At 43.7% G+C, this 14,468-nt stretch carries 15 protein-coding genes and 1 pseudogene; 11 read left to right on the top strand and 5 right to left on the bottom strand.

Annotated features, from left to right (window positions below):
- Positions 1-208 (top strand): annotated as a pseudogene (locus C1G57_RS11640) (transposase); the annotation flags it as partial.
- Between the two features lie 125 nt (positions 209-333).
- Here C1G57_RS11640 and C1G57_RS04880 read toward each other — a convergent pair.
- On the bottom strand, positions 334-1,779 hold the full coding sequence (locus tag C1G57_RS04880; protein WP_105113988.1) for a UDP-N-acetylmuramoyl-L-alanyl-D-glutamate--L-lysine ligase: 1,446 nt from the start codon (positions 1,777-1,779) through the stop codon (positions 334-336).
- A 146-nt stretch (positions 1,780-1,925) separates the two neighbouring features.
- Here C1G57_RS04880 and C1G57_RS04875 point away from each other — a divergent pair, with 146 nt between their 5' ends.
- Complete coding sequence (locus C1G57_RS04875; protein WP_105113987.1) at positions 1,926-2,672, top strand: lysophospholipid acyltransferase family protein; 747 nt, start codon at positions 1,926-1,928, stop codon at positions 2,670-2,672.
- 161 nt (positions 2,673-2,833) lie between these two features.
- Here the strand turns inward: C1G57_RS04875 and C1G57_RS04870 are convergent, their stop codons facing one another.
- Positions 2,834-3,730 (bottom strand): cation transporter, encoded by an 897-nt coding sequence (locus C1G57_RS04870; protein WP_105113986.1) that lies wholly within the window; start codon positions 3,728-3,730, stop codon positions 2,834-2,836.
- A gap of 131 nt (positions 3,731-3,861) precedes the next feature.
- Positions 3,862-4,689 carry an exodeoxyribonuclease III gene (locus C1G57_RS04865; RefSeq protein WP_105113985.1) on the bottom strand — a complete coding sequence of 276 codons (828 nt, stop codon included), beginning with the start codon at positions 4,687-4,689 and terminating at the stop codon, positions 3,862-3,864.
- A gap of 156 nt (positions 4,690-4,845) precedes the next feature.
- Here C1G57_RS04865 and C1G57_RS04860 point away from each other — a divergent pair, with 156 nt between their 5' ends.
- Both C1G57_RS04860 and C1G57_RS04855 read left to right on the top strand, forming a co-directional pair.
- Positions 4,846-6,504 (top strand): hypothetical protein, encoded by a 1,659-nt coding sequence (locus C1G57_RS04860; RefSeq protein WP_105113984.1) that lies wholly within the window; start codon positions 4,846-4,848, stop codon positions 6,502-6,504.
- 152 nt (positions 6,505-6,656) lie between these two features.
- Positions 6,657-8,051, top strand: a complete 1,395-nt coding sequence (locus tag C1G57_RS04855; RefSeq protein ID WP_105113983.1) for an amino acid permease — start codon at positions 6,657-6,659, stop codon at positions 8,049-8,051.
- Positions 8,052-8,191: 140 nt separating this feature from the next.
- Here the strand turns inward: C1G57_RS04855 and C1G57_RS04845 are convergent, their stop codons facing one another.
- A complete protein-coding gene (locus C1G57_RS04845) occupies positions 8,192-8,494 on the bottom strand; it encodes a hypothetical protein (RefSeq protein ID WP_105113981.1) in 303 nt (100 codons plus the stop codon).
- Positions 8,495-8,682: 188 nt separating this feature from the next.
- On the opposite strand from C1G57_RS04845, the gene C1G57_RS04840 reads away from it, so the two are divergent.
- Both C1G57_RS04840 and C1G57_RS04835 read left to right on the top strand, forming a co-directional pair.
- Entirely contained in the window at positions 8,683-9,426 is a 744-nt protein-coding gene (locus tag C1G57_RS04840; protein ID WP_105113980.1) for a polyphosphate polymerase domain-containing protein, read from the top strand.
- On the top strand, positions 9,413-10,090 hold the full coding sequence (locus C1G57_RS04835) for a DUF4956 domain-containing protein (RefSeq protein ID WP_105113979.1): 678 nt from the start codon (positions 9,413-9,415) through the stop codon (positions 10,088-10,090). Before C1G57_RS04840 ends, C1G57_RS04835 begins: the two co-directional genes overlap by 14 nt.
- 110 nt (positions 10,091-10,200) lie before the next feature.
- Here the strand turns inward: C1G57_RS04835 and C1G57_RS04830 are convergent, their stop codons facing one another.
- A complete protein-coding gene (locus C1G57_RS04830) occupies positions 10,201-10,683 on the bottom strand; it encodes an NUDIX hydrolase (protein WP_105113978.1) in 483 nt (160 codons plus the stop codon).
- Between the two features lie 167 nt (positions 10,684-10,850).
- Between C1G57_RS04830 and folE the strand changes: the two genes are divergently transcribed.
- Genes folE through C1G57_RS04805 form a run of 5 tightly spaced genes read left to right on the top strand, consistent with a single transcriptional unit; the run spans position 10,851 to position 14,410 of the window.
- Positions 10,851-11,414, top strand: coding sequence for a GTP cyclohydrolase I FolE (folE, locus tag C1G57_RS04825; RefSeq protein WP_105113977.1), 564 nt, complete (start codon positions 10,851-10,853; stop codon positions 11,412-11,414).
- A gap of 8 nt (positions 11,415-11,422) precedes the next feature.
- On the top strand, positions 11,423-12,235 hold the full coding sequence (gene folP / locus C1G57_RS04820; protein WP_105113976.1) for a dihydropteroate synthase: 813 nt from the start codon (positions 11,423-11,425) through the stop codon (positions 12,233-12,235).
- A complete protein-coding gene (gene folB / locus C1G57_RS04815) occupies positions 12,228-12,590 on the top strand; it encodes a dihydroneopterin aldolase (protein ID WP_105113975.1) in 363 nt (120 codons plus the stop codon). Before folP ends, folB begins: the two co-directional genes overlap by 8 nt.
- Positions 12,587-13,081 (top strand): 2-amino-4-hydroxy-6-hydroxymethyldihydropteridine diphosphokinase, encoded by a 495-nt coding sequence (gene folK / locus C1G57_RS04810; protein WP_105113974.1) that lies wholly within the window; start codon positions 12,587-12,589, stop codon positions 13,079-13,081. The genes folB and folK overlap by 4 nt, the downstream gene beginning before the upstream one ends.
- A gap of 18 nt (positions 13,082-13,099) precedes the next feature.
- Positions 13,100-14,410 carry a GntP family permease gene (locus tag C1G57_RS04805; RefSeq protein ID WP_105113973.1) on the top strand — a complete coding sequence of 437 codons (1,311 nt, stop codon included), beginning with the start codon at positions 13,100-13,102 and terminating at the stop codon, positions 14,408-14,410.
- Positions 14,411-14,468: the final 58 nt, after the last annotated feature.

Here is a 14,468-nt window from a genome sequence, read left to right as displayed (position 1 = left end):
ATCAAGAACTTAGTCAAAGAGGAATTGACAAGTAAAGAGGGAGCCCGCATTTATGCCAAACGCAAGGTGGATGTCGAACCTGTATTTGGTAGGATGAAGGGTGTTTTTGGCGTACGCAGAGTCCATGTCAGAGGTCAAAAAGTGGTTGAAACCGAGATAGGCTTCCTCCTAATGAGCATGAATCTCACGAAATTGGCTAAGAAATTAGTCCAAGATAGTAGAAACAGAAAGAAAAACACAGACAGTTCGGCTGGATTTCATCAGAAGCAGCTCGAATCTATCTGTGTATTTTTTAGTTATTGGCTAGTTTTTGCCCAGCCTCTTGTTTTGGGTTTATCGATATTTTTTAGCGATTTCAAGGTCGCCCGCATAGTCTTGACGCTGGTCATTGACAATCTGGTAGGCATCGGCTCCCTTGCCTGCAATGATGACGGCATCCTGAGGTGAGGTAGTCTGGCTCATAGCTGTGCGAATGGCTTCTTCACGGTCTAAGATGAACTCACTTGGTCGGGTCATGTGGGCGCGGATTTGCTGGGCAATTTCAGCAGGGTCTTCACGGTTGGGATCATCAGCTGTCAGGATAACATCAATCTGCGGATAGTCATTAAGCAGCAGACCGAAGTCCTTGCGTCTGCTTTCTCCCTTGTTGCCAGGAGCGCCTAAAATCAAGATGACCTTGCCTGTCTGGTGTTCCAAGACGACATCGATTAGCTTTTTCACACTGTCACCGTTGTGGGCGTAGTCTACAAAAACCTTGGCTCCGTTTTGTTGAGTCAGGACTTCCATACGGCCAGGGACATTGGTTTGGGCAATTCCTGTGTGAATGTCTTCCAGACTTGCACCCAAGCGGAGACAGGCCAGTCCAGCTGCGATGGCATTTTCTTGGTTGAAGCCACCGATCAGTTGGATGTCATAGTGGCCAGCTAATTTGCCGGTCGCTGTGAAGTCAAAACCTGCTGACTGGGTGATTTCATTTTCAGAAGTCGGTCCATAAAAGTCATGGTCTTTGGAGATGACTTGCTCTTTCACCACTTCAAAATGGTCCATGCCAGCATTGACAATAACTGCTCTGCTATTGTCCATCAAAAGACGCTTGTGGTAGAAATAGTCCTCAAATGTCGGGTGCTCAATGGGCCCAATGTGGTCGGGGCTGATGTTGAGGAAGACGCCGACATCAAAGGTCAGCCCATAAACCCGCTTGACCAGATAGGCCTGGCTGGATACTTCCATAATCAAGTGGGTCATACCGTTTTGAACCGCCTCTGCCATCATGGCAATTAGGTCCAGGCTTTCAGGAGTGGTCAGGGCAGATTTGAAGAAGGTTTTGCCGTCCAGGGTAGTGTTCATGGTGGAAAGCATAGCAGGCTTGTGCTTGATGTTGAGAATGTTAAAAGCAAAATATGCTGCAGTTGTCTTACCTTTGGTACCAGTGAAGGCTAGGAGTTTGAGCTTTTTCTGGGGATGACCATGAAATTCCATGGCAATTAGACTCATAGCCTGCTTGATGTTATGGACGATGATAGCAGGAATGCCGACCTCATAGTCGATTTCAGACACGTAAAAAGCAAGTCCGTTTTCAATAGCCTTCTCGAGAAATTCCTTCTTAAAGGCCAAACCCTTGGCAAAAAAGAGGGTCGTAGGGCTAACGGTACGGCTGTCATAGCTGAGAGCGTCGAACTGGACCTCCGTCAAAGTGCTGTCAGTCTGATTATTTTGTTTGATCTGGCGGAAGTTGTCATCCGCTTTTAAGATGTCTAATACTCGTTCAATTGTAATCATGTTTCTATTGTAAACCTATCAGGGACATTTGACAAGTATGGGCTATGTAATTAGTGGGCATTTTGATGGCAGAATTGAATGAATGTGATATTTCTTTCTGAAGTAAATTTGTGCTATAATAGGAGGGATTGAAAAAGGAGAAGTCTATGTTTTATTCTTATCTACGAACGCTATTAACATTCTTGTTGTGGGCCATCAATGGTAATATTCATTACCATGACAGAGAAAATATTTTGCCGCAGGAGGAGAATTATATCCTCATCGCCCCTCACAAAACTTTCTGGGATCCAGTCTTTCTGGGCTACGCAGCTGCTCCTAAGCAGTTCATCTTTATGGCTAAAAAAGAACTTTTCAAGGACCGTGGTTTTGGCTGGTGGATTTCAAAATGTGGAGCCTTTCCCATTGACCGTGAAAATCCTGGCATGGCAGCCATCAAGTATCCAGTTAACATGTTGAAAAAAAGTGACCGTTCGCTGGTCATGTTTCCTTCAGGAAGTCGTCATTCATCTGAGCTCAAAGGTGGTGTGGCGGTCATTGCCAAGTCAGCCAAGGTCAAACTCATGCCAGCTACCTATGTGGGTCCCATGACTATCAAGGGGCTCTTAGCTGGTGAGCGAATCGATGTGGCTTTTGGAAATCCTATCGATGTTTCGGACATCAAGCGTATGGATGATGCAGGTACAGCAGAAGTGACTAGTCGTATCGAAGCAGAATTCAAGCGATTAGATGACCATGCTGCCTCCTTCCAAACCAAGAAAAAGCCAAATATCTTGACCTATCTCTACCGTATTCCAGTTCTTTTGCTGGTTGCCCTTATCTTAGGTTTGACCTATGTTTTTAGCTATATTGCCAGCTTCTTCTGGCAACCAAGTACTCAGTTGGATAAAAAATAAGTAAATGAAACTCGCAACTTGCGGGTTTTTTGTTAGTCTAGCCATTTTTTTGACTAAAATGTAAAAAAATCACCCACTATTCACCATTTCTAAAGTAGTTGGATTTTTCCAACTGCTAGATAGGTTATAGACGGGTGTTTATTGTTATCGAGATTAGAAGGCTAGAGGGCATATTCTACAGTGATGTACTCGTGATGTTGTTTGAGCGTATTGAGGATATGTGGCTTTTTGGCAACAAGTTGGCGCATAATATCATGTTCAACATCCTGCAAGTGGATTTTAATTCGAACCTGCATGCCTTGTTTGTAGATATGAATATCCACATCCTCAGTTTCCTCTAGGTACTGTTCTAAAATCTCATAGAGACATTCTTGAATTTCAGGTAAATGGACAGTACCGTGGGCTAGTTCTTTGAAGGAATAAATGAGTAGGGTGAGAGGCTCTTTAAATGAAATGATGGCAAGCGTAAGGGTTACGAAGAAATCACCTGTATAATGTAGGAAATCCAGAGAACTGTTGTTTGGGATAAAGGCTAAGAATAGAAAGGCAAGACCAATGGCGGCTGAAATCAAGCCGTCAATTAAGTTGCCCTTGGCCTCGGCAGCAATAATAGTTGAGATATTGCCGATTTTTTTATTCATGTAGCGATTGTAGCCATACAAGCTAAAACAAATAAAGAGCATAATGCTTGTATAGGGTAGGACAGGACCCGTGGTCATCTTGTGTGCAATGCCGTGGACAAAGTAGGCAAAGGCGGTTGCGGCTGTTTCAAGAACAGCAAAAATCAGCAAGAGTAAGGTTGCCAAGGATTTCATAATGGCATAGAGGGGCTCTAAAAAGTGTAATCCTTGGGGGAAGGTTTCAGTTTTTCTATGACTGTGTTTGGAAATATGAAAAGCGACCAGTGAGGAAACAAAAGCAATGAGGGAAAACACCCCATCAAGCAGGAGGGCGTTGAGGTCTGTCATAATATAGACAGCCAACCCTGCCAACCCGTTTAAGCCATTGATAAGAGCTGAAACGGTCAAACAACGTGCTTCGATTTGTTTTGGGGTCATGGAAGTCCTCCTTAACTGGTTTATTATATATTTATCATATCAACCTTTTCAATATTTAGCAAGTTTGACTGCCTACAACTAAGATTTTTGTGAATTAAAAAAAGAGCCGTAGCTCTTTTGTATACATAAGATTACATGTCAATTTCCATAACAATCGGTGTATGGTCTTGGCGAGCACCAGAGTCAATCATAGCTGATTTGGTCACCTTGTCAGCGATACGGTCGCTCACCAACCAGTAATCAATTCTCCAGCCCGTGTTGTTGATTTTGCTGGTGCGGCTGCGTTGTGCCCACCAGGTATAAGCATTGAGGACATCCCCATGCAAGTGGCGGAAGGTATCTGTGAAGCCCTTGGCTAGCAAGTTTGTAAAGCCTTCCCGTTCTTCGTCTGTAAACCCTGGTGACTGGCGGTTGCTGGCTGGGTTGGCAAGGTCGATTTCTTTGTGGGCAACGTTGTAATCACCTGTGGCTAAGACAGGCTTTTGGCTGTCAAGCTGTGATAGGTATTGGGCATACTGAATGTCCCAGATTTGGCGGTCGGCCAATCGCTTCAAGCCATCTCCAGCATTTGGCGTATAAACCTGGGTAACATAGAAGTCGTCAAACTCCAGTGTGATGATGCGTCCCTCAGAATCCATAGTAGTCGGAGCACCAATTTCTGGGAAGGTGATGGTTGGTGTCAGGTGATTTTTATAAAGGAAGAGGGTCCCTGCATAGCCCTTGCGTGCAGGCTCGACAGATGAACGCCAGGTATTGGCATAGCCTGGGAAGTAGTTTTCTAAAATTTCCAAGTGTTTCTTGGTTGGGCCCTTGTCAGAGAGTTTGGTTTCCTGAATGGCGATAATGTCGGCATCTTCCGCAACGAGCGTGTCAATCACGGCGCGGGATAGGAGGGCGCGTGGGGATTCTGCTGTCAGAGCAGCGTTGAGGGAATCAATGTTCCAAGAAATGAGTTTCATATGGGTTCCTTTTTCTAGTTTTATCGTGTTTTATTATACCAAAAAACCTCCCCCCTAGCGAATGAGGGAACTTGAAAAATTTTTGTCATTTTTGTGTTACAGTATTAAAAGTATGGTACAATAGTAGCAAATAAATCTTTGTTTACGGAGGTTGTTATGAAAAGAAAATTGATTGGCTTTGCTTGGCTAGCCCTCATTCTCGAAATGATGGTTTACTACTGGTATCAGTTGCCGGCTATCAACGTCTTTAGCCTTGGTTTCTGGATATTCGTCTTACAATCGACAGCTTTAGCCTGGTTGATTTTACTCTTTAGCAATCCTGCTGGGCTTGTTCAACAGGCTACCAAAGTGACGGGCAGACAGCGTCAGGTCACGACCTACAATATCAATCCGAAATTGCCTGCCTTCCTATCTTGGACAGGTCGCCTCTGGCTCGTGGTAGTGCTTGGTCTTATTGGACTTGGTATTTTCAACTCGCCTATCTTTCGTGCCAAGGATTATGCGGCGGTTATTTCGGTGACGGATGCGGATTTCAAGTCAGACTTCCCTGAAACCGATATTTCCAAGCTGGCTCTTTTGGACCGGGCTTCGGCAGAAAAGATTGGCGACACCTATTTGGGCACTATTGACAAGGTTTCCCAGTTCGGCATTTCCGATGATTACCGTCAGATTACCATTGGTCAGCAGCCTTTCCGCGTATCTCCTTTGGAGTATAAGTCTTTTTGGAAATGGCTGAGCAACCACCAAGACGGGATTGGCTATTATGTAAAGGTCAATCAAACGACAGGGAAAGCTGAGCTTGCCAAGCTGAGCAAGTCCATGCACTACTCTGATTCCGAGTATTTGTTCAATGACACCATGCGCCATCTCCGTCTTCAATACCCAACCACGATATTCGGGAAACCGTCCTTTGAAGTAGATGACCAAGGCAATCCGTACTACATCGCAACGACCTACCAGCCAAAATTTGGTCTGTCTTCCAACGATCCAACTGGTGCTATTGTTTTGGATGCTGTGACAGGCGAGAGTAAGGAGTATAGTCTAGCAGATATTCCTGAATGGGTGGACCGTGTCTACTCTGCTAGCAATGTGATCAGCCGTGTCGATGACCACTATACTTATCAAAATGGTTTCTGGAATACCATTTTCAGCCAAACAGGTGTCAAACACACAACGGATAGCTACAACTACATTTCTATCGGTTCTGATATTTACCTCTATACAGGTATTACCTCCGCAACGGCAGATTCATCCAACCTTGGTTTTATTCTGGTCAATATGCGGACCCGTGAAATTACCAACTACAAGCTGGCTTCTGCGACAGAAACGGCAGCTCAAGAATCAGCAGAAGGAGAAGTACAGGAAAAAGGTTATCAAGCAACTGCTCCAAGTCTGGTCAAATTGGCAGACACAGCCTACTATTTAGTTTCTCTCAAAGATGATGCTGGTCTGGTCAAATCCTATGCATTGGTCGATGCGGAAGATTACCAACAAGTGACCGTCAACAATGACGTTGCCAACCTGATTTCTCAGGTAACTGGAAGAGATGCCACAAGTCTAGCAGGATTGACTGCGACCGGAACTGGTGAGGCTAACGAAGAAGCCGAAGTCATTTCTGGTAAGGTAGAAGCCTTGGCCAGCCAGATGATTGCTGGTTCAACCGTTTACTATATCCAGTCAGCAGGTCAGATTTACAAGGTTAAGGCAACAGAAGACAGTACAGACAAGTTGCCATTTATCAAGGTCGGAGATAGCTTTACAGGTCAGTTGGATAAGAACAATTACCTAAAAAATGTCACCCTTAGCCAAGAATAAGAAAGAAGAGCAGGACAGCCCTAAGGCACCCTGTTCTTTTCTTTGCCATGATTGGTGCTTAATGCTTGATTTTATGGTATAATGTGGCGGTGCCTATAAGGAAACTAAACGACTATATACCAATAGGCCATCATATAAAAAAGGAGTATCTTGTGAATTTATTCAGGAAGAAACAAGTCGGTGAACGGAGCAGTCACATGCGGCGTCACTTGGGCTTGGTAGATTTGATTTTATTAGGAATTGGTTCCATGGTTGGAACAGGAATTTTTACAGTCACTGGTTTAGCGGCTGCGCAATATGCTGGTCCAGCCCTGGTTATTTCCATTGTTATCGCAGCGATTTCAGTTGGGTTAACGGCCTTATTCTATGCGGAATTTGCTTCTCGTATTCCGACCAATGGCGGAGCGTATGGCTATCTCTATTCTGTGTTTGGTGAATTTCCTGCCTGGCTTGCGGGCTGGCTGACCATTATGGAATTCTTGACAGCAGTATCTAGCGTGGCTTCTGGTTGGGGTTCGTATTTGAAAGGTTTGCTAGCTAATTTTGGGCTTGCTTTACCAACCGCATTGAATGGCACTTTCAATCCAGCTGAGGGGACCTATATTGACCTTTTGCCAGTTTTGGTCTTGGTTTTTGTAGTGGGTGTTGTTCTGTTGAATTCAAAGGCTGCTCTTCGCTTTAACTCGGCGTTGGTTGTATTGAAATTCTCAGCCCTGGCTTTGTTTATTGTAGCTGGTATTTTCTTCATCAAACCAGAGAACTGGTCCAACTTTGCTCCATTTGGTTTTGGTGCGGTCTATGGTGGCCAGGCAGGGATTATGGCAGGGGCTTCTCTGATGTTCTTTGCTTTCCTTGGTTTTGAATCTATTTCCTTGGCGATTGACGAAGTGAAAAGCCCTGAGAAAAATGTACCCAAAGGCATCGTTTTGTCCCTTTCTATCGTAACCGTTCTCTACATAGTTGTGACCTTGGTCTTGACAGGTATGGTTCACTATAGCAAGCTCAATGTAGCCGATGCGGTTGCCTTCGCTCTACGTGAAGTAGGCTTGGGCTGGGCGGCTAGCTATGTATCTGTCGTGGCTATCTTAACCTTGATTACGGTATGTATTTCCATGACTTATGCCCTTTCTCGTATGGTCTACTCCATCAGTCGTGATGGGCTTTTGCCCAAATCTCTCAGCCAATTAACGGCGACCAGCAAGGTTCCAAAAAATGCCACCATCTTGGTGGGGATCTTTGCGGCAATCTGTGCAGGTATGTTCCCCTTGGCGAGCATTGCTAGCTTCCTCAATATTTGTACCCTCGCTTATCTAATCATGCTTGCCCTTGGACTTATCCGTTTGCGTCAGGTTGAGGGTCTGCCAAAAGAAGGTCAATTTAAAACGCCATTTGTCCCAGCTTTGCCAATCCTTTCTATCATTATCTGTCTGTCCTTTATGTTCCAGTACAGCCTAGATACCTGGATTGCCTTTGGAGTGGCGCTCATCGTAGGAAGTTTGATTTATCTATTCTATGGCTATAAACATTCGGAAGTTCATTCCAAATAATACTCAATGAAAATCAAAATCAAACTAGGCGACGCAGATGCAGATAGAACTGAAGTTCATCAAATCAAGTCAACAACGTTTGAGTTTGATTTTCGAAGAGTATAAGTAAAAAGAGATGGTTAGGCGCCATCTCTTTTGCTTTACAAAATAAAGGGTTCAATTTTGATATTAACTGTTTCACCGTATTTGGCCTGCAAGTCAGCTGCTAGGGGATAATAGAGGGTTCTTAGTTGTTCAATCTTATCTGGAAATTGCTTGCCGATGTAGTCAAACTTGCACTCGATGGTTAAAAAGAGTTGGTGGAAGAGTTCGTTCATCTGGTTCAAGCGGGCAATCATTTCTTCATCCTCTTTGAGAAAATCAGGGATTTCTGAGCGATTGTTGACAAAGCCGTCAATGAGTTTTACGGGGAAAGAGCCGTATTCTAGGACAAATTCGTACATGGGGTTCTCCTTGCTATTGATAAAACTATTGTAGCACAGTTTGGAATGTGACAAAAGAATTTCAACTTTATTGCAGTTTAAGTTTTGTTTAACATTACTTTCAGTTTCGTTTAAAGGTTAGGGGTTAAACTAAGACTGTAAACGAGGCAGGTCAGAGCCGAGTAGTTTTAGATAAAGAGGGAAAAAACATGAAAACTAGAATCGTACAAAAACAATTTAAACGCAAGGAAACCAAATACATCATTGATAAAGAAACATTTGCACTGCTTGAAAAGGATTTAAAGAAACACATGGTTTCAGATGAGTTTGCGACTTCGACTATCACAAATATCTATTTTGATAATGAAGACTTCGACATGATTCAAGATTCCATTGCCAAGAAAAATGGGCGTGAGAAAATCCGTATGCGTATCTATGATGCCCAGCCATCTGCAAGCAGTCAGGCCTTTTTAGAAATCAAAAAGAAAGAGAATAAAATTGGCTACAAGTACCGTCTGACTTCCAATCCTCTATCGGTGACCAACTATATCGAAAAAGGTGTGGTAGATAAGACCATAACAGATGAAATAGTTACTTCAGAATTGGACATCTTACGTGAACGATACGGAACCATCAAACCAAAGATGTATATCTATTATGACCGTGTTTCTTATAAAGGGATTGAGGATAAGAAAATCCGCTTGACCATCGATAAGAACTTGCTTTATCGTGATTACCATGTTTCTGCAACAGATGGGAAATTTGGAGAGGCTCTCCTAGATCCCAACAAGGTCATTATGGAAATCAAGGTACCAGAACAACTTCCAGACTGGTTGCTCGACTTGTTAGAAAAATACCAACTGGAAAAACAATCATTTTCAAAATATGGAAATGCCTACAAGCTGGCTCATCAAATGAGCGGAGAGGAAGTAGCCCTATATGCAACTGTTTAATAGTATCTTTTCAACTTCAAACAATCATATTACCCTCCTTCAGATGTCTCTAGTCTTCGGTGTCAGTCTGGCCATGGGGGTTATTCATGCGGCTGTTTACAAATACAAGGCCAACTATAGCAAAGAATTTGTCATCACCCTCAGTTTAATGCCCGCCCTGATTGCTGTTATTATTGCCTTGGTAAACGGGAATTTAGGGGCAGGTGTAGCGGTGGCAGGTACCTTCAGTTTGATCAAGTTTCGTTCTGCTGCAGGTTCATCAAAAGAGATGTTGGCCATCTTATTAGCGATGGCTATCGGTCTGGCAACGGGTATGGGCTTCCTAGGTCTCGCTATCTTTATGACCCTTGTCCTGTCAGCTTGTATCTTGCTGTTTGAAAATAGTAGCTTTGCACAGGTCAATCAAAACCGCCGTCATCTCTTGGTGACTGTACCGATTGACTTCAACTATGACCAATTTTTTGAACAACAATTTGGCAGTTCATGCAAGCAGGCAGATTTAATGTCCCTCAAATACAAAAAGAAAAAAGAAGCCCTTGTCTTAGAATACCAAGTCCTTCTCGACAAGACCATTACAGATAAGCAACTGGTCGATACAGTTCTATCAGCAGGTCCCTTGGATATCGTATTGAATAAGCAAATGCCTAAGAAGAAATATTTGTAATAGCAAAGAAAAGCCCTGGATTTCCAAGGCTTTTTCTCTTTCACTAGAATTGGGATGAACAAGTGAAGTGCTTATATGGAAGTGCTGAACTGTGAATATAGGTTCTTAGCTTATTCTTCATAAAAATCAACACTGTAATCCAGCAAAGTATCTCCATCGTAGCGGAAGCAGGCAGAGAAGAAGGGACGGTTTTCCAAGAGCCATTCCTGAAAATGCCGATCGCCTTCCCAAGTCGGTTTGGATAGGACTTGGTCGTAAGGAACCCATTCCAAGTCACCTTCTGTGCAGTCAATCATACTTCCCTCAAAACCAGTTATCTTGAAGACGTAGGTGTACCAGTCTGTGTTTGGAGTAAAGTCTGGGAAGGTGATAACCCCTTTGAGGGCGTGTTTAGTGACGGTCAGACCCGTTTCTTCCAAGACCTCGCGAATGGCACAGGCTTGAGGCGTTTCACCAGCTTCCAGCTTGCCACCGACCCCAATCCATTTTCCTTGGTGGACATCATTTTCCTTCTTGTTTCGATGGAGGAGGAGGAATTCCTTGCCATTATCAATGTAGCAAATGGTAGCCAGTTGGACAGGTTTTTTAGTCATAATAGCTCCTTGAATGTGATTTCTTTCATTATACCATAAAGCCTATTGACTGGGATGATGAAACTGTTATCTGGCAGGGGACAGTTTTTGTATGAGAATACTGAAAGCCCTTTTCTGAAAAGGGAATTTAGGGTATAATAAGAACATCAAACTATTTAAGGTGTATTATGTCAAAACAAGAACAAATTGAACAAACCATCTATCAGTTATTGGAATTATTGGGCGAGGATCCTAATCGGGAGGGCTTGCTGGATACGCCAAAACGTGTAGCCAAGATGTACTTGGAGATGTTTAACGGTTTAAATGAAGATCCCAAAGACCAGTTCACTGCTGTTTTTTCAGAGGGACATGAGGAAGTGGTCTTGGTCAAGGATATTCCCTTCCACTCCATGTGTGAACACCATTTGGTACCCTTCTACGGAATTGCCCACGTGGCCTATATTCCAAGCAAGGGTCGGGTGACAGGGCTTAGCAAGCTAGCGCGAGCAGTTGAGGTTGCCAGTCGCCGTCCTCAGTTGCAGGAACGCTTAACCCATCAGGTTGCCCATGCCCTTCAAGATGCTCTTGAGCCAGCAGGTGTTTTTGTCATGGTAGAAGCAGAGCACATGTGTATGAGTATGCGTGGCATTCGTAAGCCAGGTAGCAAGACAGTCACGACTGTTGCCCTTGGCAAATACAAGGAAGATGCTATTTTGCGTCGTGAACTCTTGTCTATGATCCACAATAAATAGGAGGTTCTATGTCTATTCAAGATTTAGCAAATCAAGTGACTATTATGGGAATTCTCAATGTGACCCCAGATTCATTTTCAGATGGTGGTCACTATAATGAGGTGGAGTCTGCTTTGGTACAAGTAGAAAAGTTGTTGGCTGAGGGTGCTACCGTCATTGATGTTGGTGGTGAGTCTACTCGTCTAGGTGCAACATTTGTGTCGGAAGAAGATGAAATTGCTCGCGTAGTGCCCATTATCCGCGCTATCAAAGAAAACTATGACTGTCTTGTCAGCGTCGATACCTATAAGACAGGAACTGCACGTGCAGCCCTTGAAGCAGGAGCAGATATCTTAAATGATGTTTGGGCTGGTCTGTATGATGGAGAAATGCTAGCGCTGGCTGCGGAATATCAGGTACCTATCATGCTCATGCACAACCAGAAAGAAGAAAGCTATGCGGATGTTGTTGGAGAGGTCAAAAGCTTTCTAGCTGAGCGTGCTCAAGCTGCTTTGGATGCTGGTATTTCAGCAGACAAGATTTGGTTGGATCCAGGATTTGGCTTTTCTAAGAATGTTCAGCATAATTTGGATCTCTTGCAAGGTTTGGATCAGATTACTGGTCTTGGTTATCCTGTTTTATTCGGGATTTCCCGTAAGCGCGTGGTGGATTACTTGCTTGGAGGCAATAGTTTACCGACTGATCGAGATCAAGCTACAGCAGCCCTGTCCGCCTGGGCCATTCAAAAAGGCTGTAAAATGGTTCGTGTCCATAATGTCGCTGCCAATCGAGATATCATCAAGGTCTGGGATCAACTTGTAAATGGAGGGTCAAATGGATAAGATTTCCCTCAATAAATGCCGTTTTTACGGCTATCATGGGGCATTCAAAGAAGAGCAGGTCCTCGGTCAGATTTTTACAGTTGATTGTGACTTGTATGTCGATCTGACAGCCGCCTCGCAAACAGACCAGTTGGAAGATACGGTCCACTACGGCATGGTCTTTGAAACCATCAAGTCAGTTGTGGAAGGCAAGCCCTATACCCTTATAGAAAAGGTAGCAGGTGTTATTTGTCAGGAGATTTTTGACCAGTTTCCAAAGGTAGAAAAGATTGGTTTGGCCATTTACAAGGAAAATCCACCCATTGCTGGCCACTATGACTCAGTTGGGATTGAACTGGAGCGTGAACGCCCATGAAACACTTAGCCTATCTCAGCATTGGCGGAAATATGGGAGACCGTTTAGCTTATTTAGAAGCTGCTTTAGAAGCCCTAGACCGTCATCCTAACTGTCGACTTGGTTTGGTTTCTTCCATTTATGAAACTCCAGCTTGGGGCAAGACGGACCAGGCTGATTTCCTCAACCTAGCCTGTCAGGTTGAAACAGATTTATCTGCCCAAGACTTTTTAGCTGTCTGCCAGCAGATTGAATTGGACTTGGATCGGGTCAGGATTGAAAAGTGGGGCCAACGCACCATCGATTTAGATATTATTTTTTGGGATGAACAAGTGATTGAGGAAGAAAACCTCATCGTTCCCCATCCATATGCCCATGAGCGGGCATTTGTTCTTTTACCTCTGGCTGATATTGCAGCAGATTACCGTCATCCTGTCTTGCAAAAGACAGTGGCAGAGCTCTTGCTTCCCTTGAAAGATGAAAAAATTGAATGTTTAGATAAAAAAATTTAGAAAAATATTAGGAGAATTATGGAAATTTTAGCGATTTTAGGAGTTTTATTGGCTGTTGTAGCCATTATTTATTTGACATCAAAGAATTTGCACGTTATTGTGGCAGCCCCTGTTGCTAGTTTGATAATTCTGGTGACCAACCAGATGAACATTATCGAAGCTATGTTGGGAAAGGAACAGTCCTATATGGCTGGTCTGGCTGGCTTTTTAATCAATAACTTTGTGATTTTCATGTTGGGCTCTATTTTGGCTCGCTACATGGAAGCCAGTGGAGCAACCCTGACCATTGCCAATAGTATTTTGAAGGTTATGGGAAAAGATAGTCCTTACAAGGTTTTGCTGGCTATTGCCCTTATCACAAGTATCTTAACCTATGGTGGTGTGAGTATCTTCGTTGTGATCTTCACCCTCTTACCTCTGTCACGTCCTCTTTTCAAGGAGTTGAATATCAACTGGGCTCTCTTTCCGCTTCCAGTTTTCATGGGGGCTAGTACCTATACCATGACCACCTTACCCGGGACACCGTCCATTCAGAACGTTATTCCGACCAAGGTTTTGGGAACGAGTTTGACAGCTGCTCCGCTCATTAGTTTAGCAGCTAGTTTGGTTCTCTTGCTCTTTGGCCTCTTCTACATGGCATATTGCCTCAAGAAAAGTTTGGCAAATGGGGAAACCTACACCGAGGATGATGACGATACTGTTGTTGACTTGGCTGAAAAAAGACCGAATTTGCTCTTTTCTATCTTGCCCTTGCTTAGCTTGATTGGGACTATCTTCCTCTTGAACAAGACGCCTAATGTCTTGGCTATTGGCTTGTTGGTATCTATTGTTTTGTCAGCCATCTTGTTCTATCCTTACCTGCCTAATCAGAAGGAACTTTTGAATTCAGGTGCGACTGCTTCTATTGTTCCGGCCTTCGCCACTTCAAGCACGGTGGCTTTTGGTACAGTATTGACTTTGTCAGCTGGTTTCGCTGTTATTCAGGAGTGGATCCAACAAATTCCGGGTTCGCCTTTGATTAGCTTGTCTGTGTCAACTGCCCTGCTCAGTGGTATTATTGGTTCATCCTCTGGTGCGGTTGGTATCGCTTCAAGTAATTTCTTGCCAGCTTACTTGGAAATGGGGATCAATCCCGAAATCCTCCACCGTGTAGTTGTAGTGGCTTCAGCTATTCTGACCGTTGTACCACAATCAGGTGTTATGATTACCTTCCACAATCTGTCAAAAATCAGCATGAAGCGTGGTCTCAAGTATTCATTTGTACTGGTAACTGTTGGACATATCTTGGCTCTCATGGTTATCTTAGCCTTGGTAGGCTTACTTTATTAGAAGAATTGAAATGGAACTTTCTTTGGAAAGTTCTATTCTTTTAGCATAAACTTAACCG

Origin of the sequence: Streptococcus suis (genome assembly GCF_002960425.1) — a bacterium.
GTDB classification, from domain to species: Bacteria; Bacillota; Bacilli; order Lactobacillales; family Streptococcaceae; genus Streptococcus; species Streptococcus suis_S.
The sequence above is the reverse complement of the archived record's forward strand: the minus strand, read 5'-3'. Positions and strand labels throughout refer to the sequence as shown.